This is a genomic window from Vibrio splendidus, assembly GCF_024347615.1.
In the GTDB taxonomy this organism is placed as follows: domain Bacteria; phylum Pseudomonadota; class Gammaproteobacteria; order Enterobacterales; family Vibrionaceae; genus Vibrio; species Vibrio splendidus.
The window spans coordinates 600165-625014 of the sequence record NZ_AP025508.1 but is presented as its reverse complement, the minus strand read 5'-3'; the positions used below and the strand labels follow the sequence as shown (position 1 = coordinate 625014).

Below are 24850 nucleotides of genomic sequence, written 5' to 3'. Positions count from 1 at the left end.
TTTCAAATCGTAATTAGCCACGATGAATCGAGTCATGCGCTTGCTTTAAAAGATTTTGGCTCTCTTGCAAGAACTGCTGCGAGTAGTCGCCAAACCAATCACTGACTTGATTAAAGCTATCAACGAATTTGGCTTTATCTTTCCCATCCAAAATTTCTAATGCTTCACCGAAACGACTATGGAAACGTCGAATCATCTCAATGTTCTCATCTGAAGAAAGAATGATATCACCGTACAAGTTCGGGTCTTGAGCGAACAGACGACCAACCATCGCAATCTCAAGTCGGTAGATTGGCGAGCTTAGCTTCAGAAGCTGATCAATGTTCGGGTTCTCTTTACTTAGGTGCAAGCCGTAAGCAAAAGAGGTGAAGTGGCGTAGTGCTTGAATCAGAGTCATGCCATGGTCGTGTTCAGCAGCATCCATCTGGCAAAGGCTCGCGCCCCAAATACCAAATTGATTCAGCAACCATTGGTAGCTTTCAGAACCACGTCCATCACTGTAAACAATCACTTGTTTCGCAAGGCTTGGAACATCAGGACCAAACATTGGGTGCAATCCAACCACTGGACCTTGGTGCATGTTCATCATGGCTTGTAGAGGCTTTGATTTAATCGACGTCAAATCACAAAGAATACAATCGCTTGGTAGGTTACCCAGCTTCGCAATCACACCTTCTGTCAGGTGAATTGGAACCGTTACAACTACAAGGCCAGCATTATCTAAAATCTCGTCGGCTCTATCCCAATCTTGGCTGCCAAGGATTTTAACTTCGTAACCAGAAAGCTTGAACATACGTCCAAACAGACCACCAAGCTGGCCATTACCACCAACGATAACCACTGAACGCAACTCTGGGTTAAGGCACTTAAAACCAGAATCTTTCTCACTGGCATAAGACTCACGCATAGTACGACGCAAAATATCTTCGATTAACTGTGGCGGAACCCCTATTTTCTCGGCTTCTTGACGACGAGATGCCAACATCGCGGCTTCACGTTCCGGTACATAAATAGGTAAACCATGCTCACTTTTTACTTCGCCGACTTTCTCTACTAGAGCCAGTCGTTGAGCCAGTAAATCCAACATTTGTTTATCGACAGCATCGATTTGGTCGCGTAATTCGTTCAGTTCAACGGCCATTTTATTCCTTACTAATCTATAAGCCCGTGCTAATCTAAAAGCCCGCACTGATGCAGGTTCGTTAGCAACAGATCTTAAAATGCCCCATTAGATGAGGCACTTAAATTTAAACTCTGACTAACCTTTCAAGCGGTTCTCTAAGAACGGGACTAATTCCGTATGTGCATGTTTCAATAGTGCCTCAGTTGAATCCCAATTGATACACGCGTCGGTAATAGATACACCGTATTTCATCTCATTGAGAGGTATATCTGAAGATTGGTTTCCTTCGTTAATATGGCTCTCAATCATCAGGCCGATAATCGACTTGTTGCCTTCACGAATTTGGTGAATCACATCTTCTGCAACTAAAGGTTGGCGACGGAAATCTTTACGAGAGTTCGCATGGCTACAGTCGACCATTAGTGCCGCCTCTAAGCCAGACTTACCCAGCTCTTGCTCACATTCGTGTACAGATACTGAATCGTAGTTCGTCTGCTTACCGCCACGTAAAATTACGTGACCATTTGGGTTACCTTGCGTCGTTAGTAGTGCGACTTGACCTTCACGGCTGATACCCATGAAACGGTGGCTAGAAGAAGCCGCCTGCATTGCATTGATTGCAGTACCTAGATTGCCATCCGTACCATTCTTAAAGCCGATTGGCATTGAAAGACCACTCGCCATTTCGCGGTGGGTTTGTGATTCAGTCGTACGAGCGCCGATTGCTGCCCAGCTGAATGTATCTGCTAGGTATTGCGGGCTGATTGGATCTAGCGCTTCTGTCGCTAGTGGAATTTCCATCTCAGCGAGTTCAACAAGTAACTCACGACCAACATGCAGACCATGCTCAATATCGAACGTACCATCTAGATGTGGGTCATTGATCAAGCCTTTCCAACCAACAGTGGTACGAGGCTTCTCAAAGTAAACACGCATTACAATATACAGTTGGTCGCTAAGCTGCTCAGATAAAGCTTTTAAGCGTTTCGCGTATTCTTTCGCAGCTTCAATATCATGGATAGAACATGGGCCACATACTACAAGCATGCGATGATCTTTCTTATGAATGATATTTGCTATAGTTTCACGAGACTCTTGAATGAAACGACGAGCATTATCACTCAAAGGCAGTTTTGCTTTTAACTCCTCTGGAGTGATCAGTACCTGTTCGTCGATGATATTGACATTGCTTAATTCACTTTTCTGCATAACTCAACCTGTATATTTATTTTTACACCCAACATTTCCATTTGGGCTAACAATCTTTAAAAACACAATAACAGCTACAAAAACGATTGCAAGTGTAAACAATAAAAAACATTTGCTGTAAATTAAAATTTACACGCCCTCTTTAATTCATTCTGACACACAAACCAGTTTAAACCGCGCCCCACACATACAAAAAAGGCGATATTTCTCATATCGCCTTCTTCAAACTTATAGAGTGTTTATTTATCACCCAGCGTTTAACATTCGCTTAATTTGCTCTGAAGCCTTTTTCCATCGACTATCCGAGTGAAGCGTCGATAAATCAAAGCTGTGCTTTTTAAGCAATGAGTTGGCTAAAGGCACCTCTTGAATCGCTAAGTGATCAAGAGCCTCAATTTGTGCATCTCGCTTATTACACATCAACACCATGTCACACCCCGCATTCAGAGCAGCCTTCGCTCTATCGGCAGGGCCGCCCATAATCGCAGCACCTTCCATAGTTAGGTCATCAGAGAACACCAAGCCTTTAAATCCAAGCTGTTGCTTCAATACTTTCTGCAACCAATACTCAGAGCCACTCGCTGGCTGATCATCATAGTGCGAAAAAACCACGTGCGCAGGCATCATCGCATCTAATATTCCAGCTTCAATTTGAGCCTTGAAGATGGCCATGTCGGTTTCAAAGATGTCGTCTCTAGGATCGTAAGGCGTTTCAAGGTGCGAATCAGCAATCACGCCACCGTGTCCTGGAAAGTGCTTTCCTGTTGTCGCCATGCCAACCGATTTCATGCCTTTAATAAAAGCACTACTGTGGCGAACGATGGTATCAATATCTTCACCAAATGCTCGGCTACCAATCGCTTTACAGTCGTGGCCTTTATCTAATACAGGCGCAAAGCTCAGATCGATATCATGGGCAATCAATTCCGCCGCCATCAACCAACCGGCCTGTTCTGCTAACTGCTCACCATTATTCTTAGTCGCGAATTCTTGAGCGGCAGGGATAATTGAAAATCCATCGCGGAAGCGCTGCACTCGGCCGCCTTCTTGGTCAACACCGATTAAAATAGGACGTTTTGCAACTTTGCGGATCTCTTTATTTAACGCCGATAGCTGTTTGCTATCGTGGTAGTTTCTAGCAAATAAGATAAGACCACCAACGGTTGGATGCTCTAAAATTTCTCTGTCTTCAGCTGTTAGCTCATAGCCCGCAATATCAACCCACAACGGTCCCATACAATATCCTTCTATTGCTTAAATTCTGCTACTGCAGATTTGCTTTGTTCAATTAATTGGTCTGCTTGCTCTTCCTGCTGAGTTAACGCAATGAACAACAAGTCGGTAATAAAAAGTTGGCTATCACGAGCAGTTATAGATGAACTGCGAATATGATTTTCGTCGGCTGCTGATATCAACTTAATATCAGCGTATTTGTCTAAAGCAGAAGGCGATAGCTGACTAATCACAATCACCTTGGCTTTTTTCGATCTGGCTAGCTGAGCAACCTTCACCACTTCTCTGGTGTTTCCAGAATAAGAAATCGCAATCAACACATCATTTTCAGAAAGAGAAGCGGCATTGGCAATTTGAATGTGAGCATCTTGCTCTGCATTGGCGGCATGGCCTATTTTCATCAACTTATAAGCAAGATCTTTCGCCACCAACGATGAGGCGCCTACACCTGAGATCTGCACCTTACGTGCAAGATGCAAAATATCTGCGGCATGGTTTAACTGCTCACCTTCGTTTAATAACACAGTGCGTTCAAGCGATTGTGTTTTGCTTGCAAGAAGTTTGTCCATCACCATGTCGGGCGGATCTTTACGAGTGATCGTGCCATGTATACCACGTTGAGATACGGGCTGATAAGTCATATCGCTTTGGTAGAGTTTGACCTTCATTTCTGAAAACCCTTTATAACCAAGCTTCTGACTAAACTTCACGATCGTTGACTGACTCACCCCGACCGCTTTGGCCAACTCGGGCGAAGATAATTGCTTCACCTGTTGTGGGTGATCAAGAACATATCGCGCCACCAGCGCATCAGATGGAGACAGCTTGGGTAACAGCGCTTTTACTTTCGCAATGCCTTTCACTAAATGCCCTTCCCCTTCCCTCTGCCAATTTTTCGCTATCATAACGAGTTTTGTATTTTCATTGGAATAATTATTCCTTCGGATTCTCCTATATGGAATAGCTAACACAGCCTTCTGGGATCATGGTCAAAGAAAAGCATTGGTCACTATTCCACCAAGGAATAGATTTTGAAACTCATTATTCAAACTGACATTCTGAAAAAATAATTATAAACACCCTCTACCCTATTCATGCTACGGAGCTGCTATGAATTCACTATTTACCTCACTGGACTGGGCCGTATTTGCGATATATTTCGCCATTATTGCTTTTACAGGTTGGCACTTCAGCCGAACAAAAATAACGAGCACTAAGGACTACTTTTTAGGTGGTAATTCGATGCCAATGTGGGTCGTGGCTATCTCGGTGCTCGCAACATCACAATCTGCAGCGACGTTCTTAGGCGGGCCAGAATCTAGCTACCGTGGTGACTTAACCTACTTAGCAACCAACATTGGCGGTATTATTGGCGCCATCTTCGTTGCCTTGGTACTTATCCCTCGCTTCTACCAAAACAAAGTATCAACCGTTTATGAGCTACTGAAAGTGCGCTTTGGCGAGAAAACCAAACAGCGTGCAGGCGTGATGTATTTAGTCGGTCGAGTGTTCGCTTCAGGTGCCCGCCTCTACATGGCAGCGATTGCAGTCTCGATGATTCTGTTTACCAATATTGACCCTAGCAGCGTGGTGACTTCGGTTGTCATTTTAGTAGCCATCGGCCTTGCTTATACTTACATGGGTGGCATTCGTTCGGTTATCTGGAGTGACCTAATTCAACTTGTGGTTTATGTCGGCGCAGCCATTGCTGTAATCATCTATTTACTGGGGCAAATTCCAGCCGACTTCAGCCAAATAGCTCAAGTACTAGCAAACCCTGGCGAAGGCCAATCTTCTAAGCTGACCTTACTCGATTTCACTCTCGACTTTAGCCCTGCTGGCACTTTTAGTTTCTGGGCATGTATCACTGGTTTTGTCCTGTTGAACATTGGTGCATTTGGTCTTGATCAAGACATGACTCAACGTGTGTTGACGTGTAAAGATGCTAAACAAGGTTCAAAGGCGATGATCAACTCAATCATTTTTTCGATTCCAGTTGTACTCGTATTCATGTCTATTGGCCTACTCTTGTATGTCTTCTACCAAAGACCTGAGCTAATGGGTGTGGAAGGCAAAGACGTCGTGCAAAACTTTAATGGCGAAAACGTCACGATCTTCATGTACTACGTGCTAAATGAAATGCCAGCAGGTCTTCGAGGCTTAGTGACTGTTGGGGTCGTTGCAGCAGCGCTTTCAACGTTAAACTCGGGCTTAAACTCTATGTCTTCGGTTGCGGTGCAGGATATTTACAAGCCTTGGTTGGAAGCACGAAAAGGAGAGCAAGATGACTTCCATTACGTGAAAGCTGGACGCATTGGTATGGCTGTAGCAGCAGTCGCTCTGGGTAGTATGGGTATCCTGTGTTACTACTGGCAGCAATACACCGACATGCCATTGTTATCATTTGCACTGAGTGTGATGGTGTTTGCTTACACAGGTTTACTGGGCGTGTACTTCACTGCAATATTTACTGAACGTGGCAACGAAACCTCAGTTGCTCTAGCCCTTATCGCCGGTTTCTTAACGACATTGCTGATGCAAGCTTACGTGTGGGACAGCGTGATGGGCGTGATTAACGCTGACTGGGTTGGTGTTCGATTGGCTTTCCCTTATCAATTATGTATTGGCACCTTGGTCTCGTTGGTTGTCTGTCTAGCAGGTAAAAAGCAGACTCAAGAAGTTAACAAACTACAAACGGTCTAGTGGATGATTACACACACCTTGGCAGTCGATGGCGGCGGAACAAAAACCGCCGTCAGACTTAAGAAAATAGAGCCCACATCAATAGTGATTGAGGAGTTCATTTTACCGGCGACTTCATTGACCCTATACGGTGAAGCCGCTGTGGTTCAACTCACTCATTATATTGATGAAATTCTAGCGACAAACCAGATAATACCGAAACAATGTTATATTGTGTTAGGTGTCGCGGGAGCGGGTAATACGCAGTTAAAGTCCAAGTTAAAATCCGCTTTAGCGCATTGCCCTCACCTGTACATCACAACCGATGCAGAAGCATCAGTATTTGGCGCCAATGCAGGACAAGGCGTAAATTGTATCGCGATTGGGACGGGTTCAGTTGCCATCCAATTAGACTCTCTACATGAGACCCTGCAATTTGGCGGATGGGGATTTCCAATTGGCGACCAAGGCGGTGGCGCTTGGCTTGGCTTTCGAGCGGTTCAACAAACCCTCACCGAGTTCGACAGTCAGGATTCATCTTTGACTCGCGATTTAGTTATGAAGAAAATCGGAAGCAAACGTAGCCAAATATTAGAATGGATTAGCCAAGCGAACGCGACTGACTATGCTCAATTTGCAAGAGCTCTGGTCGACATAGAATCACAATGTTCAACGGCAAAAGCGATTATAGAGCAAGGGACCACTCAAATAGAGCAGCTCACTCAGGCTTGTTCTAATAACAACACGCTACCTATTATGTTCTTGGGTAGCTTAGGGCAGTTCTATCGTGAGCGTCTCTCACTAGCGATCCAAGATCGTAGTTTACATGTTCAAGGCAACGCTCTGGATGGCGCTGAAGTATTGGCTAACCAGAAGATTAATCAGCTCAACTTAGGAGACTCGTAATGAAGTCAGAGTTATACATTGGTGTGATGTCGGGGACGAGTATGGACGGCGTTGATACGGCCTTAGTTTCGATTGAAGATTCGCGCATCACATTGCTCGCTCATGATGAGTTTCCTATGGCTGATGATATCAAAGCGCGTTTGCTTGAAGTTTGTATTGGTCAGAAAACGGATTTGATTGCTATTGGTGAACTAGACCACCAGCTTGGTCATCTATTTGCTGATGCGGTTCTGCAACTTCTCGACAAATCAGGTACACCAGCATCCTCTGTGACTGCGATAGGTAATCATGGCCAAACGGTATTCCACCAGCCAACGGGTGATTCACCATTTACCATGCAGTTGGGTGACGCCAATATCATTGCCGCTAAAACACAGATTCAAACAGTCGCTGATTTTCGACGTAAAGACATGGCGCTTGGCGGGCAAGGGGCACCGTTAGTACCGGCTTTCCACCACACTATTTTTCACCCGCAAGACAGCTCAGTTGTGGTGTTGAATATTGGTGGTATCTCGAATATTTCAGTGCTGCGCCCGAATCAGCCTACGCTTGGCTATGATACTGGCCCGGGCAATATGTTAATGGACGCTTGGGTAGATAAACACACGGGGGAAAAGTTTGACCGTGATGCGCAATTTGCGCTTAAAGGCCAACTTAATCAAGCCTTGCTCGAACAGCTTCTAAGTGAATCTTATCTATCTCAACTGCCACCGAAAAGCACTGGTAGAGAGCTGTTTAATCTACCGTGGCTAGAACAACAACTTACAGAATTTAAAGACCTTGCAGCAGAAGATGTTCAGCGCACACTTTGTGAATACACCGCATTGACGATAGCCAATGAAGTGGGAACTTATCGCTTGGGTAACCAACCTGCACTGTATGTGTGTGGCGGTGGTACACGAAACCCATTGTTGATGAAAAGGTTGGCAGAACTGCTTCCGAGTTGGGAAGTTGATTCAACGACCAGTAAAGGTGTTGATGCCGATTATATGGAAGCCATGGCCTTTGCGTGGCTTGCCCAACGTCATGTTCATCAACTGCCAAGCAATTTACCAGAAGTAACTGGCGCAAGTAGACCTGCCTCTCTAGGCGTTCTATATCGTGCCGATTAACTTGTTAGCCGTGCTAACTTAGTAACAATACTGACTTCGTGGTGCTGTCTAAACAATTTTAGAACCATCATTTTAGAATTATCATTTAAGGATCATTATGAGTAACGACGCTCTCATATCAGCACTCTCGCACCTCGTTTCGGAGGGGAGAAACCCTGACACTATGGATATTGATCTGCTCACCTCTCTCGAAGTGGTTGAAAAGATTAACCAACAAGATAAACAAGTGCCTTTAGCGATCGAAGCGGAACTGCCACAGATCGCGAAAGCGGTTGATAAGATCGCTCATGCCTTTCAAAACGGTGGCAGACTGATTTATATGGGTGCAGGTACCAGTGGTCGATTAGGTGTGTTAGATGCCTCAGAATGCCCACCGACTTTTGGCGTTTCAGACAAGATGGTTATCGGTCTCATTGCTGGCGGGCCCGAAGCGATTTTAAAAGCCAAAGAAGGCGCTGAAGACTCGCTGACTCTCGGTATTGAAGATCTGAATGCAATTCAGTTTTCAGAAAATGATGTCGTGGTAGGCATCGCGGCTAGTGGCCGCACACCTTACGTAATTGGTGCACTCAACTACGCCAATCAGATTGGCGCGGTGACGGTTGCGCTGTCTTGTAACCCTGGCTCTCCGATTGCTGAGATTGCTCAAATCGCGATAAGCCCAGTGGTTGGCCCAGAAGCCTTAACCGGTTCCACACGCCTCAAATCAGGTACCGCGCAAAAATTGGTGCTCAACATGCTGACCACTGCCAGCATGATTCGTATTGGTAAGAGCTACCAGAACTTGATGGTCGACGTAAAAGCGACCAATGAAAAATTGGTTGCCCGCGCAGCTCGTATCGTAATCCAAGCAACGGAGTGTGACAAAGCCCTTGCAGTTTCGACACTTAAAACCACCGATTATGATGTGAAGCTATCTATTTTGATGATTCTAACAGGGCTAGATTTAGAACTGGCCAAGGCTCAACTTGATCAACAAAATGGCTTCTTGAGAAAAGCAGTCGAGAATAATCAGTAATCTCAGTTTGGTTTGTCGCATCTCATTTAGACAGCTACTTTAACGACATACAAAAAGACCAGTACACATGCGGCACTGGTCTTTTTATTTTCTAATCGCTAATTTGAGCTTAGTAGTCGTTAGAAAACTCATCCCAGCCGCGCTGCCATTCCATACGGAAACGTTGAGCGTCTTCCGTACCTGAACAAACGCCTTCATAAACCTGGCCAGATAAGCCAATTTGATAAGCATGGTTTGGGTTGCAGTATTCAGCAACACCTAGATAGTATCCTTTGCTGTAGCTTGATTGATCTACCGTTCCAAGCTTAGTCATCTCTTGGTAAGAACGTTGAGTGTTACCTTTGATACCGTCACGATAGCCAATCTCTTGCCAATTGCCTTCGGCCGCTAAATCTTGAACATTGGCGCTGCATCCTGCAAGGCTAAATGCCACGGCGAATAGTGCTATTATTTTTTTCATTTCAATCCTTTATATTGTTACTTCACCACTTCCTGACGAAGCGCTGCCTTTGTGGCGATTCTCCGCTGAACACGTACTGATGTCCACTCATTGTATGTTGTTGCCCTCTTAAGCAAGAGAACAAACCGCTCAATCAGTTATAACACCACTTAATTAGCTATTCGACCACTCACTCTCATAGCGGAAGTTTCTTCTCATACACTCCTTTAATATACACCCTGACTTAATTAATACATTCAGGGATAACAAATTATGATGTGGTTTCTTACCTGTGTTGCAGCACTCATTGGTGGCTACTTTATTTACGGTGCCTTTATCGAGAAGATTTTCGGTATCAATGAAAAGCGTCAAACACCCGCTCACACCAAGCAAGACGGCGTGGACTTCGTTCCAATGTCGACGCCAAAGGTTTACCTAGTTCAACTGCTTAACATTGCAGGTGTAGGTCCAATCTTCGGCCCTATCATGGGTGCCCTTTACGGCCCAGCAGCAATGCTTTGGATCGTGCTAGGTTGTATCTTCGCAGGTGCCGTACACGACTACTTCTCAGGTATGTTATCTATCCGCAATGGTGGCGCTTCGGTTCCAACCATCACTGGACGTTACCTAGGCAATGGCGCAAAACACTTTATGAACATCTTTGCCATTGTTCTACTGCTTCTTGTTGGTGTGGTATTCGTTTCTGCTCCAGCAGGTATGATCACTAACCTAGTGAACGACCAAACTGATTTCGTAATGTCTACGAGCACCATGGTTGTCATCATCTTTGCTTACTACATCATCGCAACGATTGTCCCTGTCGATAAAATCATTGGTCGCTTCTACCCACTGTTCGGTGCACTGCTTATCTTTATGTCTGTTGGCCTAATCACTGCGATTGGTCTGTCTGACGAGCACCAAATCATGGGTGGCTTCGAGATGAAAGACATGTTCACTAACATGAACCCTAACGATCTACCGCTTTGGCCTGCTCTATTTATCACCATCGCTTGTGGTGCTATCTCTGGCTTCCACGCAACTCAGTCTCCACTAATGGCGCGTTGCATGGAAAACGAGAAAAACGGTCGCTTCGTATTCTACGGTGCAATGATTGGTGAAGGCATCATCGCTCTAATCTGGTGTGCGCTTGCTCTGTCATTCTTCGGTTCAGTTGAATCTTTATCTGACGCGATTGCAAACGGCGGCCCTGGTAACGTGGTATACAGCGCTTCATTTGGCCTACTGGGTGTATTTGGCGGTATCCTTGCTTTCCTTGGCGTGGTTATCCTACCTATCACTTCTGGTGACACAGCGTTCCGTTCAAGCCGTCTTATCCTTGCTGAATACTTCAACATGGAACAGAAAACACTGCGTAACCGACTACTAATGGCTTTACCACTGTTCGTTATCGGTGGCATCCTGACTCAAGTAGACTTCGGCATCATCTGGCGCTACTTCGGTTTTGCTAACCAATCAACAGCAGTCATGATGCTATGGACAGCTTCGGCTTACCTACTTCGTCACAATAAACTGCACTGGGTAACAACGGTTCCAGCTGTGTTCATGACATCTGTGTGTATCACATTCATCCTGAACAACAGCCAACTGGGCTTTGGTCTACCAATGCAGCTTTCAACCATCATCGGCGTGGTGAGTGCATTCGGAATTGCGGCTTACGTTATCAAAATTTCAAAAGGCAAAGGCGATATCGACCTTGCTGATGAAGAAGAAAAAGAAGCAAAAGGCGTCACCAAAACCGCCTAGTTCTTTCAGACTCTTGATAACAAGAGACACGCCTTCATAGAGAGACGAAAGAACAAGCCAAACACACTTCGCGTGCTCCCGTAATCACCCAGTGATTCGTGGAAATTAAGACTAAAGCCCGTCCTCTGTGATGGGCTTTACTGTATCTCAGCATTGGTACATCAACATTGGTACATCAATATTGGTATCTCCGCCTGAAAAGCAATCGCAACTCGATATAACCAATGAAAACACAAGCAAAGCTACCGTTACTACGCAATGAGCTTTACACTTAACCAGCGTCTCAATAGGTGAAAATATGGAACTCATTCTCTCTCTGCTGCAACAAACCTGTGTCTACTTAGTGATTGCTTACATGCTCAGCAAGACTCCACTGATTCTTCCTTTGTTGAGCATCTCTTCACGCTTAAGTCATAAGATAAGCTGCTACGTTCTGTTTTCCCTGTTCTGTATTATGGGCACCTATTTTGGACTGCAGATTAATGACGCGATCGCCAACACTCGTGCGATGGGTGCCGTTATGGGTGGCCTGTTTGGTGGTCCGGTTGTCGGCTTTGCGGTCGGTTTTACTGGCGGAATCCATCGTTACTCTTTGGGTGGATTCACCGATCTAGCTTGCGCGATTTCAACAACAGCAGAAGGCTTGATTGGCGGCCTATTACACGTTTATCTCGTGAGAAAGAACAAAGCCAGCCAGCTGTTTAATCCAATGGTGGTTTTCTCGGTAACCCTGTTTGCAGAGATTATTCAGATGCTAATTCTGTTAGCGGTCGCGAAACCATTCGCGCAGTCCTATGCTCTGGTTTCTGATATTGCCGCGCCAATGATCATTGCTAACTCGGTCGGTGCGGCGCTGTTCATGAGCATCATCCAAGATCGGAAAACCATCTTCGAGAAGTATTCGGCAACTTTCTCACGCCGCGCATTAACCATCGCCGAGCGTTCAGTGGGTATTTTGCATGGAGGATTCAATTCGGATAACGCGCAAAAAATCGTGCGGATCATTTACGAAGAGACCAACGTTGGTGCGGTGGCGATCACCGACCGAGAAAAAATCCTCGCGTTCATCGGCATTGGTGATGAACACCATATTCCGAACACGCCGATTTCATCGCAGAGCACGCTCACTTCGATGAAACAGAATGACATCATCTACCTTGATGGCAAAGAGAATCCGTACCAATGCTCCCTTTCGCAAGATTGTAAGTTAGGCTCCGCGCTAATTATCCCGTTAAGAGCAGGAAACGAAGTCATCGGAACCATCAAACTGTATGAGCCAAAGCTGAAACTATTCTCGACCATCAATATGTCGATGGGTGAAGGTATCGCTCAGCTATTGTCGAGCCAGATCCTGTTTAGTAATTATCAACAACAGCAAACGCTGCTCACCCAAGCGGAAATCAAACTGCTGCATGCACAGGTGAATCCGCACTTCTTGTTTAATGCACTTAACACCATCAGTGCCGTTACACGTCGTGACCCTGATAAAGCACGTGAGCTCATTCAACATCTGTCTCACTTCTTTAGAAGTAACCTGAAGCAGAACATCAACACGGTAAAACTCAAAGACGAACTGGCACACGTTAATGCGTATCTAACCATAGAGAAGGCACGCTTTACCGATCGATTAGAAGTGGAATGGGATATCGACCCACAACTGTATGAGTCGCAACTGCCAAGTTTTACCCTACAACCGCTAGTCGAAAATGCCATCAAACATGGGATTTCTAACATGCTGGAAGGTGGCAAAGTGAAGATCTATAGCGAGGCTTTCAAGGGTGGGGTCAAGTTGACCGTTGAAGACAACGCGGGCAATTATCAAAAGCCATCGAAAGATCATGTTGGACTAGGCATGGAAATTGTTGATAAACAACTCACTAATTTCTTTGGACAAGATTCAGCACTAAAAATAGAATCTCAACCACAGCAATTCACTCGAATGAGTTTTATCATACCTATACTAAAATAAAGGTATTTTCGGAGACGAATCACTCCGAGTTGAAACATTTAGAAGCAGACATTTCAAAGAAAAGCGTGAACCAAGCAGGGATAGAACCAAGATGAAGATTGTAGGATGTTAAAGGCATTAGTTGTCGATGATGAGCTTTTTGCTCGCGAAGAACTGATTGAACTACTGACCGAAACAGGAGAAGTGGAAATCATCGGCCAAGCAAGTAACGCGATCGAAGGACTGAAACAGATCAATCTGCTCAAGCCTGATGTGGTGTATTTGGATATCCAAATGCCGCAGGTTACCGGAATTGAACTGTTAAGCATGCTTGACCCAGACACCATGCCTTACGTGGTATTCGTCACTGCCTACGACCAATATGCGATTCAAGCCTTTGAAGATAACGCCTTTGATTACCTACTCAAGCCGGTTGAACCCTGTCGATTAAACAAGAGTGTTTGTCGTCTGAATAAGGTCATCAAGCAGAACCACAAAGCGCCGGAGCAAGACATCTCTGCCATTGCTCCATGCCGTTTAGAGCAGATCCCGTGTATCGGCCATAACCGCATTGTGATCATGGCAAGCCAAACGGTCGAGTGCGCTTATTCGGATATCAGTGGTGTGCATGTTCGTAGCTCCTCACAAACGGCGACCTCACAGTTAACGCTAAAGATCTTGGAAGAAAAAACCGATTTGATCCGTTGTCATCGACAGTATTTGATCAACATAAAATCGATCCAAGAGATCAAACTGTTGGAAAATGGATTAGCGGAGATCATCACGCTAACTGGCTTTGAAGTACCTGTCAGTCGTCGTTATTTAAAGACTTTAAAAGAGCAACTCGGTCTCCAGTAACCCGTTAGAAATTCGACGCCTTGTTCCAAAGCATGATCAAAAAAGCCAACGCATCAACGTTGGCTTCCTGCTGTTTACAAATCAATAGTGTTTACAAATCGATAGTGTTTACAAATCGATAGTGTTTGCGAATCGATAGTGTTTGCGAATCGATAGAGTTACCAATCGATGGTGTCACCAATCAATAGCGATTAGTCGACTTGCTTAATCTGCAGCTCTTTCGGCACTTCGAAGAACATGTTCTCTTCACGACCTTGAATCTCTTCTACCTCGGTAGCACCCAGCTCACGAATACGATCTAAGATTTGGTTTACCAACTCTTCAGGAGCAGAAGCACCGGCTGTTACACCGATTTTCTTTTTGCCTTCAACCCATTCAGTTTGAATGTCTTCAGGGCAGTCGGTTAGATAACCTGGCGTGCCTAGCTTCTCAGCCAGCTCTTTTAAACGAGTTGAGTTCGATGAGTTCTTAGAACCAACAACTATCACGACATCAACATCACCGGCCATCTCACGAATTGCGTCTTGACGGTTTTGAGTCGCGTAGCAGATGTCGTCTTTACGTGGGCCTTGGATCTCAGGGAACACTCGACGCAGCTCTTCAATCACATCCGCCGTTTCATCAACTGACAAAGTAGTTTGGCTAACATAATGTAGGTTACTTGGATCATTCACCACTAGGTTCTGTACATCCTCTGGTTTCTCAACCAAGTACATACCACCAGTTTGGCTAGCGTACTGACCCATGGTGCCTTCAACCTCAGGGTGACCCGCGTGACCAATCAGAACCACTTCCATATGCTTGCGGCTCGCACGAGCAACTTCCATATGGACTTTGGTTACCAAAGGACACGTTGCATCAAATACGGTGAGTTCGCGCTCTTTCGCTTCTTTACGAACAGCTTGAGAAACACCGTGAGCAGAGAAGATCACGATGTTATCGTCTGGCACTTCACTTAACTCTTCGACAAAAATAGCACCACGTTGCTTTAGCCCTTCAACAACAAAGCGGTTGTGTACCACTTCATGACGAACATAGATTGGTGGCTGGTACATTTCGAGTGCACGTTCAACAATACTGATCGCACGATCGACACCGGCACAAAAGCCACGAGGGTTAGCTAACATTATTTTCATTTCATTGCTCATCATTTACCGCGGTACTAAGGTTGTTTCTATAGAGTTCGCTGTCAGCGAAGATCGCATTCTACAGTGAAGCGCCTAGACAGTGAAGCTCTGGGTTACATCACAGCTGTAAGGCGATGTTATTCTACCGTCAAGATAGCGACTCTAACGTTAAGATAACTATTCTAACGCTAAGATAGTTAGTTCACCGCTAAAATAGTTAGTCCACCGCTAAGATGTTAACGTCAAACGTAACGTCTTGGCCTGCTAATGGATGATTAAAATCAACCGTCACTGAATCACCCGCGATCTCAGTGATAATACCTGGAATTTCCATACCATCAGGACCAGAGAAAGCCATAATAGTGCCAACTTCGACTTCAGAATCGCCAACAAATTTAGCACGATCCATATGATGAATGTGATCTGGATTTGGCATACCAAACGCGTCTTGCGCCTTCAATTCGATAGACTTTTCAGTCCCCGTTTCAAGACCAATCAAGCACTGTTCAAAGTTCTCACTTAGGCTGCCATCACCCATAACGAACTTCGCAGGCTTACCCATATTTTCGGTGCTATCGGCAACTGAACCATCCTTCATTTTAATCGTAAAATGTAGAGTTACTGCTGAATCATTTTTAATTGCTGCCACGTTACTTTCCTTAGATTTCTTTATTATTTGAGGATGCGCTGTGCTTTGCTTCCTTGTTGACTGAAGCATAAAAAAAAGCGCCGCCGGAATCAACCGACAGCGCTTAGGGCTATTCTATTCTGTGAGTCATAGACTGACTTTAGAGCAATCTAATTCAAAGCGATTTAGTTAATACTCATTAATACCTGAGTCGCCTATTTGCTTTCATCTTTCTTACGGAAGCCATCTAGGATGATCATCGCAGCACCGATACAGATCCCCATATCCGCTAAGTTAAACGCAGGCCAATGGTAAGTACCCCAGTAGAAATCTAAGTAATCGACAACAAAGCCGTGTACTACTCGGTCAAATACGTTACCAACAGCGCCACCAATGATGATCGCATAAGCAATGTTATTCCACTTCTCTGCCGCAGGTAGTTTACTCATCCAGTATGTCAGCATGCCCGTTACCGCAAAGGCGATACCAGTAAATAACCAACGCTGCCAGCCACTCTGATCGCTCAAAAAGCTAAATGCTGCACCATAGTTATGGACATACAAAAAGTTAAAGAATGGCAACACCTCAATACGGTTTGCCCAGCCATAACCCATATTGTCCATGACGAACAGTTTGATGCCAATATCTGCAAGGAAGACCAACAGAGCCAGCCATAACCAACGCACACCAGATTGTTTTAACGAAACTTCACTCATTTCTATTCCTAGTATTTACGAAGCCAGTACCCATTTAATCTTCCTGTTTAAGGGATGATGAGCACTCAACTCGGTTAAACACATTTCCTATAATTAAAAATAACCCCAGTTGATACTGGGGCTATGATTTTTACAAAAAGTTCAGTCTTTCTCTGAGTCGTTATGCGTATTTACGCACTTCGCCTTCACCGTCGATGTTCGACACACAACGACCACAAATTTTCTCGTGACCTTCGATTGTGCCTACATCTGGAGTGTGGTGCCAGCAACGGTCACACTTCTCAGCTTCAGTTGCTGCAACTTCAACGTATAAACCTGCAACGTCTGTCGCTTGAGCTGTATCAGACTTGTCGCTAAGCGGCTTAACAACAGCAGCAGAGGTGATAAGTACGAAACGTAGCTCATCTTCTAGCTTGTTGATTTTAGCAGCCAGTGCGTCGTCAGCGTATAGAGTCACTTCAGCCTGCAATGCACCACCGATCGTTTTCTCTTTACGAGCATCTTCAAGAAGCTTGTTCACTGCGCCACGAACTGACTGGATTTCAGTCCAGAATTCGTTGCTTAGCTCTTCGTCGTCAGCAAGACCAAATAGGCCTTCGAACCACTCGCCAGTGAATACAAACGTGTCGCGCTCGCCAGGCATTTCGTTCCAGATTTCATCTGCAGTAAACGACATGATAGGCGCCATCCAACGAACTAGAGCTTCTACGATGTAGTAAAGCGCCGTTTGACAGCTACGTTGAGCATGGCTGCCCTGTTTCGCTGTGTACTGACGGTCTTTAATTACGTCTAGGTAGAAAGAACCCATTTCGATAGAACAGAACTGCATTAGACGTTGAGTCACACCGTGAGTGTTGTACTCACCGTATGCTTTAACAATCTCTTCTTGTGCAGCTTGAGCACGGCCAACAGCCCAGCGATCAAGTGCTACCATTTCTTCAGCAGGCACTAGGTCAGTTTCAGGGTTGAAACCGTTCAAGTTCGCTAGGAAGAAACGAGCCGTGTTACGAATACGACGGTATGCATCAGCAGAACGCTTAAGGATCTCGTCAGAAACCGCAACTTCGTTAGTGTAATCCGTAGAAGCAACCCATAGACGTAGGATATCTGCGCCTAGCTTGTTCGTTACATCTTTAGGAGCAACAACGTTACCGATAGATTTAGACATCTTACGGCCGTTACCATCAACCACGAAACCGTGCGTTAGCACTTGCTTGTATGGTGCTTCGTCTTTCATCGCGATAGATGAAATCAAAGATGACTGGAACCAGCCACGGTGTTGGTCAGAACCTTCAAGGTACAGATCAGCACTGTGCGTTCTTTCTTCATTCGGGAAGTTGTACTCTTCACGAGAATCCACAACAGAGAAGTGCGTTACACCTGAGTCGAACCATACGTCTAAAGTATCAAGTACTTTCTCGTACTTGTCAGCGTCTTCAGCACCCATAAGTTCAGCAGCATCTACATCCCACCAAGCTTGAATACCTTTTTCTTCCACAAGCTTCGCTACTTTTTCAATAAGAGCTGGGCTATCTGGGTGAAGTTCTGATGTTTCTTTATGAACGAACAGAGCAATTGGCACACCCCAAGTACGTTGACGAGAGATACACCACTCAGGGCGACCTTCGATCATACCTTCGATACGGCTTTGACCCCATTCTGGCATCCATTCAACACTCTTCGTTGACTCTAGTGCTTTTGCACGTAGGCCAGCTTGATCCATAGAGATGAACCACTGCGGTGTTGCACGGAAGATGATTGGAGTTTTATGTCTCCAACAGTGTGGGTAGCTGTGCTCGTAAGCGTGGTGATGCAGTAGTGCACCTTTCTCTTTTAGAACTTCTAAAACAGAATCGTTCGCTTTGAATACATGCTGACCAGCAAATAGCTCAGTATCTGGCAGGTAAACGCCGTTTGAGCCTACTGGGTTAGCGATTTCTAGGTCGTACTTCTTACCAACCACGAAATCCTCTTGACCATGACCAGGCGCAGTGTGAACCACACCAGTACCTGAATCCGTTGTAACGTGGTCGCCAAGAACAGCAGGAACAGTAAAATCGTAGAACGGGTGGTTGAACTGAGAAAGCTCAAGATCAGCACCAGTCGCAAAACCAAGGTTATGGAAGTGCTCGATACCTGTACGATCCATTACGTCTTTTGCTAGTTCAGAAGCAACAACGATACGTTGAGCTGGCTGTTCGCCATTCGCTTCAACTTGGATAAGTACGTATTCAAGATCATCACGTAGACATACTGCGCGGTTAGCAGGCAGAGTCCACGGTGTTGTCGTCCAGATAACGATAGAGATTTCGCCCTGACCCGCGTGACCTTCCGCTAGAGTAAATTTCTCTAGAAGCGCCGCTTCGTCAGCTGCTGTAAATTTCACATCGATAGATGGAGAAACTTTATCTTTATATTCAACTTCAGCTTCAGCCAAAGCAGAACCACAGTCAGTACACCAGTGAACGGGTTTGAAACCTTTAAGAAGGTGACCTTTGTCTGCGATTTTGCCTAGAGAACGAATGATGTTCGCTTCAGTGCCGAAATCCATAGTGCGGTAAGGTTTATCCCACTCGCCCATGATACCAAGACGTTTGAAGCTCTCTTTCTGACCTTCAACTTGGCCCGCAGCGTACTTACGACACTCTTCGCGGAATTCAGCAGCCGAAATCTTCTGACCAGGCTTACCTTTCTTCTTCTCAACCATTAACTCGATTGGAAGACCGTGACAGTCCCAACCTGGGATGTACGGTGCATCAAAACCAGAAAGGGTCTTAGATTTGATAATAATGTCTTTAAGAATCTTATTCAGCGCGTGGCCAATGTGAATGTCGCCGTTCGCGTATGGAGGGCCATCATGCAGCACGAAAGATTTTTTACCTTTCTTTGCCTTACGGATTTCGCCGTAAAGATCTTCTTTGTACCAACGCTTCAGCATTTCTGGTTCACGATTTGCCAGATTGCCGCGCATTGGGAACCCTGTTTCTGGTAAGTTCAGGGTATCTTTATAATCACTCATCGATTCTTAATTCCGTTATATTGGGCGAAGTTAGACATTATGTTAATCGGTGGAATCATCCGACTAATTCTTTAGCTGAAGCAGCCACACCCTTGCGGCTTCAGCATCCAATTCTATTTGATTCTTTAGTGCGTCGAACGATTCAAATTTTATCTCGTCGCGCAGTTTGTGCAAAAGTCGTACTTCTAACTGTTTACCATACAAATTGGCTTTAAAGTCAAAAAAATGCACTTCTAATTGCTGCCTTACACCATTAACCGTTGGTCGTTGTCCAATATTAGCAACACCACCGACAGGAACACCGTCGATATCTAATGCTTCAACAACGTACACTCCCGAAACAGGAGAAACACAACGCTTTAATGGAATATTAGCGGTAGGGAAACCGATAGTTCTCCCTAGTTTACGACCATGAGAAACACGACCACTGATACTGTAGTCACGCCCTAGCATGGTAGCACTAGAAACCAAATCATTGGCCGCTAACGCATTTCGTATCTCAGTACTGCTTACTCGTAATTGGTTTAAGCAATAGCTCTGGGTGCTCACCACCTCAAAACCATACTTCTCGCCCGCTCCTTGAAGCATAGCGAAATTACCAGTACGACCCTTACCGAAGCAAAAATCGTCACCGACAACCAAGAATTTCACGCCAAGCTTATCAACCAAAAGGTCTTTAATGAACGCTTCCGCAGACAAGCTTGCAAAATACTGATTAAAATTCACACACAATAAACGACTGATATCTAGCTTACTCAGTTGCACGTATTTATCTCGTAAGCGAGTTAAACGTGCTGGTGCTTTACCTTTGGCAAACAACTCCATAGGTTGCGGCTCAAACGTCATGACAACAGAAGGGAGCCCTAATGCTGCAGCTTGTTTAGAAACCTGAGTCAGAACCTCTTGATGTCCTAAATGAACACCATCGAAGTTACCTATGGTTAATACACAGCCATGATGCTGCGCTTTAATATTGTGTATACCTCGGATCAGTTCCATTATGATCAGCTAAAACCTGTTATTTGCATCATTTATTGTGTGAAACCGACGGATTATATACTAATCAGTATTAATCTGTCGCTGCTTTTAAATGTTTTACTCGGATACCTAAAATCAGTACCGAAACAATATAAACAAAGCCACCAAGTCCAATCAAGCCTGTTAATGTCAGCGCTCTCTGGCTAAAGCTCCATTCAAGCCAATGTTGCATATTATCCAACTGCCATAAAATCGCCGCAACCATCACTACGCCTGAGATAATCAATTTGGCACTGAACAACAAGGTTGTCTTAGATAATTGATACACACCTGCAAGATGCAATCCACGATATAACAAGGCCATATTCACAAAGGCAGACAATGCCGTCGCTATCGCCAAACCAACATAACCATAGAAATACGCAAAAATCGCGTTGAAGACCATGTTGGTGACCATGGCGATAATGCCGTACTTCACAGGAGTTTTAGTATCTTGGCGAGAGTAATAGCCCGGAGCTAACACTTTAATCAGCATGAAGTTAAGCAAACCCGATGCGTAAGCAACCAATGACATTGATGCCTGCTGTACATCATGTGGCGAAAACTCACCACGCATGAAGAGCACCATCAGCATCGGCTTAGCTAAAACTATTAGGCCTAACATCGCAGGAATGCCGAGCAGCAGTACCATGCGCACACCCCAGTCCATGGTATGAGCAAACCCTTCCCCTTCAGCATCAACGTGCTTACGAGATAAAGCCGGAAGAATAACCGTCGCAATGGCAATACCGAATAGACCTAGTGGGAATTCAAGCAGTCGGTCTGAATAATACAACCAACTGATCGAACCGGTCGCTAGGAAGCTAGCAATAAAGGTATCAAACAATAAGTTAATTTGGCTGACAGATACACCGAACAGAGCTGGGATCATTAGCGTACGGATCTTTACAACGCCCGGATCTCTCCAGCCCCACTTCGGCTTAACCAGAACACCCGCTTTTATCAAGAAAGGCATTTGGAAAAGAAACTGGACTAAACCACCAAGAAACACACCGATTGCCAAGCCAATTTCAGGCTGTTCTAAATTAGGAGCAAGAAACCAAGCACAAGCAATGATCATTACGTTCAAGAAAACAGGTGTAAATGACGAAACCGCAAATTTACCCATGGTATTGAGGATTGCACCAGATAAGGCAACAAAGGTAATAAACCATAAATAAGGAAAGGTAATCTTGAGCATAAAGCTCGCCAGCTCAAATTTAGGGGCTGCTGGGCCGTCATTCAACCAGTCGATAAACCAACCTGCGCCAAACATCGCAGTGATCACACCCGAGCCCAAGACTCCGACAACGGTCACTATAGACACTAAAACCCCGAGCGTACCCGACACTTTAGCAATTAAATCTCGTGTCTTATCTTTATCACCTGCGGCGTGATATTCTGTTAATACAGGAACAAACGCTTGAGAAAACGCACCTTCTGCAAAAAGTCGACGTAAGAAATTAGGAATTTTATTAGCGAAGAAAAATACGTCGGCACTCGCTCCTGCTCCCATCAAATTTGCTACTACTACATCACGTACTAGCCCCAACACACGGGAAACAAAAGTCATTGCACTGACAATCAGGCCTGACTTTAATAGTCGTTTACTCACAGAAACCTCTGACACTGGTTGATTACTTTCAAGCAAGGATAAATACTATCCTGTCCTTAGAAGCATAATTATTAGCATTGGTCTAAAAATGCTGTTAGAATCCCCGCCATCTTAACCGCGATGACCTTTCCATACCAAAATTTGTTTTGGCTGAGATTGGTTTTTGCACAAATCATTTGACAATTAAGCGCCTATGAGGGATAGTCCTCGCCCTTAAATTGTCACCGAACTAAGTTTTTGGGAGTTAGACCTTGGCAAACAGTAAATCTGCTAAGAAGCGCGCTATCCAAGCTGAGAAACGTCGCCAGCACAATGCTAGCCGTCGTTCTATGATGCGCACTTACATGAAAAAAACTATTGCAGCTATTGAAGCTGGCAATAAAGAAGCTGCAACTGCTGCTCTTGTAGAAGTTACACCTCTTCTAGACCGCATGGCGACTAAAGGCCTTATTCATAAGAATAAAGCTGCACGTCATAAGTCTCGTTTCGCTGCTGCAATCAAAGCTCTTTAATAGAAATTTGATTACAACGCAAAACGAAAAAAACCGGCCTCGGCCGGTTTTTTTATATCTAAATTTTGAGTAACACAGCGATTTTTCTTGCTGAACATTACTTAGCTCACATAAAAGCACGTGGTTTGCCGGCAGATACCAGCTTACTAAAAGGCATTTGGCTAACTGACACGCATTTTCTTACTAAAAGGCATATCGCTGACCGATAGACAACTAAGCATATAAAAAATAGACAACTAGAAAATAAACAGACAAGAAAATAGATAAATAGATAGGTTGGTAAATAGGTTGGTAAATAGATAGGCACTAACATTCGACATGAAATACTGACACTTCCTTGTGTCATTCTATCACTGATAAGAAATCCCCCTCCCACCAGCAATAAGCTACTTGCAGTAAATACCATGCAGTAGGTTAATCATCGCTTTTACTTCTTCACTGCTCAATGTGTAATACACAGTTTGAGCTTCTTTGCGAGTTTCGACCAAACCATCTCTTCTCAACCAAGCAAGATGTTGAGATAAAGCAGACTGACTCAGTTCCAACTTGCCACACAACTCCCCAACTGACAGCTCAGTACCATGTAATAGGCACAAAATCTGTAAGCGACGCTCGTTGGCCATGGCTTTGAGTAGAATCACAGCTTGCGCTGAGTTCTTCTCCATCTCTTTTAAGTTCATAGTTTGGCTCCCTACAACCTTTACACCAACTACGGCTATTAGTATTTCCGGCATATGGTGGCGTTATGATAATCGATATCAATTCATTAACAAACCGCCTCACTCGAACAATTTGCTAAAATCTGCGTCACATACATTTTTTACTGCTGGATGTTGGATCATCCTCTCAGCAAATATGACGTAGTACTCCTCTTTTAATTCTTCAATACCAACCAATAATTGCAGTGATGAATCCTCTTCAACTTCAGACATATAAAGCGTAGGCGCTAAGAAGATAGCGTCATCGTGATAACGAGCAAAAGCCTTCATCAATGCCGCGTCATCAAACTCACCCAAAATATCAGGTTTAAGTCCTTGTCTATCAAACCATTGCAGCACTTTACGCCCCATCGAGGTTCGACTTCCTGGGATCAAAAGCTTTCTTTGCTCTAATACAGCCGGGAAGCTAACACCTTCAACCTTACCCGAACTGAAAAAACTCATTCCACTCTCACCCAACTTCTTACTAAACAGACCAGGACTTTGACTCGAATCCACCGGACAGTCAGACAAGATCATATCGAGCTTATGTTGAGACAGTTGCTCAAGTAGCATTTCATGGGTCGATTCAAAGCAGCGTAAATGAATACTGTTATCTGGGGGAATAGTCGACATCAGTATCTTGCTGACAAGCCTTTTAGACAGCGCATCTGCAACACCAACATCAAACAGAATATTGGAGTGCTGGCTGTAATTCACGATATCCAGCATCTCGTAGCTCAGGCCAAACATACGGTCGGAATATTTAAAGACTAGCTGTCCAAGCTCTGTAGGCTCAACACTGCGACCATTGCGCTTGGTCAACTTGCCATCCATACGCTCTTCTAACGCTTTTATCTGACCTGTTACCGTTTGTGGTGTTAGGAATAGAGCTTCTGCTGCTTTAGTAACAGAGCCTTGCTTGCAAACCATCCAGAAGTAATAAAGGTGGTTATAGTTGAGGTGCGACATAGATGTGCCGTAATAAAAGAGTAGATACCCTTTTATATCAAATATGACACCTTCGCTCAACAAACTCGGAAAAACCTAACCAAACTAGTTATTACTGCTTATTTTTTCGAAGTGTCTGATTTCATAATGTAATATTTCAGCAATTATTTTTAATTTTTCTCTAACTTTTAAGATCTATATCACCTATCAAAAACACGAATAAAACCCCACAAAAACAACAAGTTAAACCACCGCCATTTCAAGGCCAAATATTT

21 protein-coding genes are annotated in these 24850 nt (G+C 44.6%); 8 read left to right on the top strand and 13 right to left on the bottom strand.

The genetic code is table 11. The features are described from left to right. Positions 1-13: 13 nt before the first annotated feature. The 4 genes from tyrA to OCU90_RS02750 form a co-directional block, all read right to left on the bottom strand. A complete protein-coding gene (gene tyrA, locus OCU90_RS02765; RefSeq protein ID WP_017084805.1) occupies positions 14-1141 on the bottom strand; it encodes a bifunctional chorismate mutase/prephenate dehydrogenase in 1128 nt (375 codons plus the stop codon). Positions 1142-1258: 117 nt separating this feature from the next. Then, positions 1259-2332, bottom strand: coding sequence for a 3-deoxy-7-phosphoheptulonate synthase (locus OCU90_RS02760; RefSeq protein WP_017087557.1), 1074 nt, complete (start codon positions 2330-2332; stop codon positions 1259-1261). A 246-nt stretch (positions 2333-2578) separates the two neighbouring features. Then, positions 2579-3568, bottom strand: a complete 990-nt coding sequence (gene nagZ / locus OCU90_RS02755) for a beta-N-acetylhexosaminidase (protein ID WP_061024571.1) — start codon at positions 3566-3568, stop codon at positions 2579-2581. 11 nt (positions 3569-3579) lie between these two features. After that, positions 3580-4428 (bottom strand): MurR/RpiR family transcriptional regulator, encoded by an 849-nt coding sequence (locus tag OCU90_RS02750; protein WP_017077734.1) that lies wholly within the window; start codon positions 4426-4428, stop codon positions 3580-3582. A 247-nt stretch (positions 4429-4675) separates the two neighbouring features. Here OCU90_RS02750 and OCU90_RS02745 point away from each other — a divergent pair, with 247 nt between their 5' ends. From OCU90_RS02745 to murQ, 4 genes are all read left to right on the top strand, one after another. Further along, positions 4676-6268, top strand: coding sequence for a sodium:solute symporter (locus OCU90_RS02745; protein WP_061024569.1), 1593 nt, complete (start codon positions 4676-4678; stop codon positions 6266-6268). Between the two features lie 3 nt (positions 6269-6271). Next, on the top strand, positions 6272-7153 hold the full coding sequence (locus tag OCU90_RS02740; protein WP_061024567.1) for a glucosamine kinase nucleotide-binding domain-containing protein: 882 nt from the start codon (positions 6272-6274) through the stop codon (positions 7151-7153). Further along, the gene (locus OCU90_RS02735; protein ID WP_061024565.1) at positions 7153-8265 is read left to right on the top strand and encodes an anhydro-N-acetylmuramic acid kinase; all 1113 of its coding nucleotides are present in this window, start codon (positions 7153-7155) and stop codon (positions 8263-8265) included. Before OCU90_RS02740 ends, OCU90_RS02735 begins: the two co-directional genes overlap by 1 nt. A 97-nt stretch (positions 8266-8362) precedes the next feature. Further along, positions 8363-9283, top strand: a complete 921-nt coding sequence (gene murQ / locus OCU90_RS02730; RefSeq protein ID WP_017077730.1) for an N-acetylmuramic acid 6-phosphate etherase — start codon at positions 8363-8365, stop codon at positions 9281-9283. Between the two features lie 109 nt (positions 9284-9392). Here the strand turns inward: murQ and OCU90_RS02725 are convergent, their stop codons facing one another. Further along, on the bottom strand, positions 9393-9743 hold the full coding sequence (locus OCU90_RS02725; RefSeq protein ID WP_017091341.1) for a DUF2799 domain-containing protein: 351 nt from the start codon (positions 9741-9743) through the stop codon (positions 9393-9395). A 252-nt stretch (positions 9744-9995) separates the two neighbouring features. Here OCU90_RS02725 and OCU90_RS02720 point away from each other — a divergent pair, with 252 nt between their 5' ends. From OCU90_RS02720 to btsR, 3 genes are all read left to right on the top strand, one after another. After that, entirely contained in the window at positions 9996-11486 is a 1491-nt protein-coding gene (locus OCU90_RS02720) for a carbon starvation CstA family protein (RefSeq protein ID WP_017077728.1), read from the top strand. A 298-nt stretch (positions 11487-11784) separates the two neighbouring features. Further along, entirely contained in the window at positions 11785-13455 is a 1671-nt protein-coding gene (locus OCU90_RS02715) for a sensor histidine kinase (RefSeq protein WP_061024563.1), read from the top strand. Between the two features lie 105 nt (positions 13456-13560). Then, entirely contained in the window at positions 13561-14292 is a 732-nt protein-coding gene (gene btsR / locus OCU90_RS02710; protein ID WP_017077726.1) for a two-component system response regulator BtsR, read from the top strand. A gap of 191 nt (positions 14293-14483) precedes the next feature. On the opposite strand, the gene ispH is transcribed toward btsR, so the two are convergent. The 6 genes from ispH to murJ all read right to left on the bottom strand — a co-directional run bounded on the left by ispH (position 14484) and on the right by murJ (position 22414). Next, on the bottom strand, positions 14484-15440 hold the full coding sequence (gene ispH / locus OCU90_RS02705) for a 4-hydroxy-3-methylbut-2-enyl diphosphate reductase (RefSeq protein ID WP_029222310.1): 957 nt from the start codon (positions 15438-15440) through the stop codon (positions 14484-14486). A gap of 196 nt (positions 15441-15636) precedes the next feature. Continuing rightward, complete coding sequence (gene fkpB, locus OCU90_RS02700; RefSeq protein ID WP_012603277.1) at positions 15637-16068, bottom strand: FKBP-type peptidyl-prolyl cis-trans isomerase; 432 nt, start codon at positions 16066-16068, stop codon at positions 15637-15639. A 194-nt stretch (positions 16069-16262) separates the two neighbouring features. Beyond that, positions 16263-16763, bottom strand: coding sequence for a signal peptidase II (gene lspA, locus OCU90_RS02695; RefSeq protein ID WP_004735054.1), 501 nt, complete (start codon positions 16761-16763; stop codon positions 16263-16265). Positions 16764-16923: 160 nt separating this feature from the next. Then, a complete protein-coding gene (ileS, locus tag OCU90_RS02690; protein ID WP_004735055.1) occupies positions 16924-19782 on the bottom strand; it encodes an isoleucine--tRNA ligase in 2859 nt (952 codons plus the stop codon). A 63-nt stretch (positions 19783-19845) separates the two neighbouring features. Then, on the bottom strand, positions 19846-20781 hold the full coding sequence (gene ribF / locus OCU90_RS02685) for a bifunctional riboflavin kinase/FAD synthetase (protein ID WP_061024561.1): 936 nt from the start codon (positions 20779-20781) through the stop codon (positions 19846-19848). 70 nt (positions 20782-20851) lie between these two features. Beyond that, positions 20852-22414 (bottom strand): murein biosynthesis integral membrane protein MurJ, encoded by a 1563-nt coding sequence (gene murJ, locus OCU90_RS02680; RefSeq protein WP_061024588.1) that lies wholly within the window; start codon positions 22412-22414, stop codon positions 20852-20854. Positions 22415-22665: 251 nt separating this feature from the next. Here murJ and rpsT point away from each other — a divergent pair, with 251 nt between their 5' ends. Then, positions 22666-22926 (top strand): 30S ribosomal protein S20, encoded by a 261-nt coding sequence (gene rpsT / locus OCU90_RS02675; RefSeq protein ID WP_012603273.1) that lies wholly within the window; start codon positions 22666-22668, stop codon positions 22924-22926. A gap of 386 nt (positions 22927-23312) precedes the next feature. Here rpsT and OCU90_RS02670 read toward each other — a convergent pair whose 3' ends face one another. Beyond that, positions 23313-23606: an ArsR/SmtB family transcription factor gene (locus OCU90_RS02670; RefSeq protein ID WP_004735028.1), complete on the bottom strand. Its 294-nt coding sequence runs from the start codon at positions 23604-23606 to the stop codon at positions 23313-23315. Positions 23607-23705: 99 nt separating this feature from the next. After that, positions 23706-24596: a transcriptional activator NhaR gene (nhaR, locus tag OCU90_RS02665; RefSeq protein WP_004735027.1), complete on the bottom strand. Its 891-nt coding sequence runs from the start codon at positions 24594-24596 to the stop codon at positions 23706-23708. Positions 24597-24850: the final 254 nt, after the last annotated feature.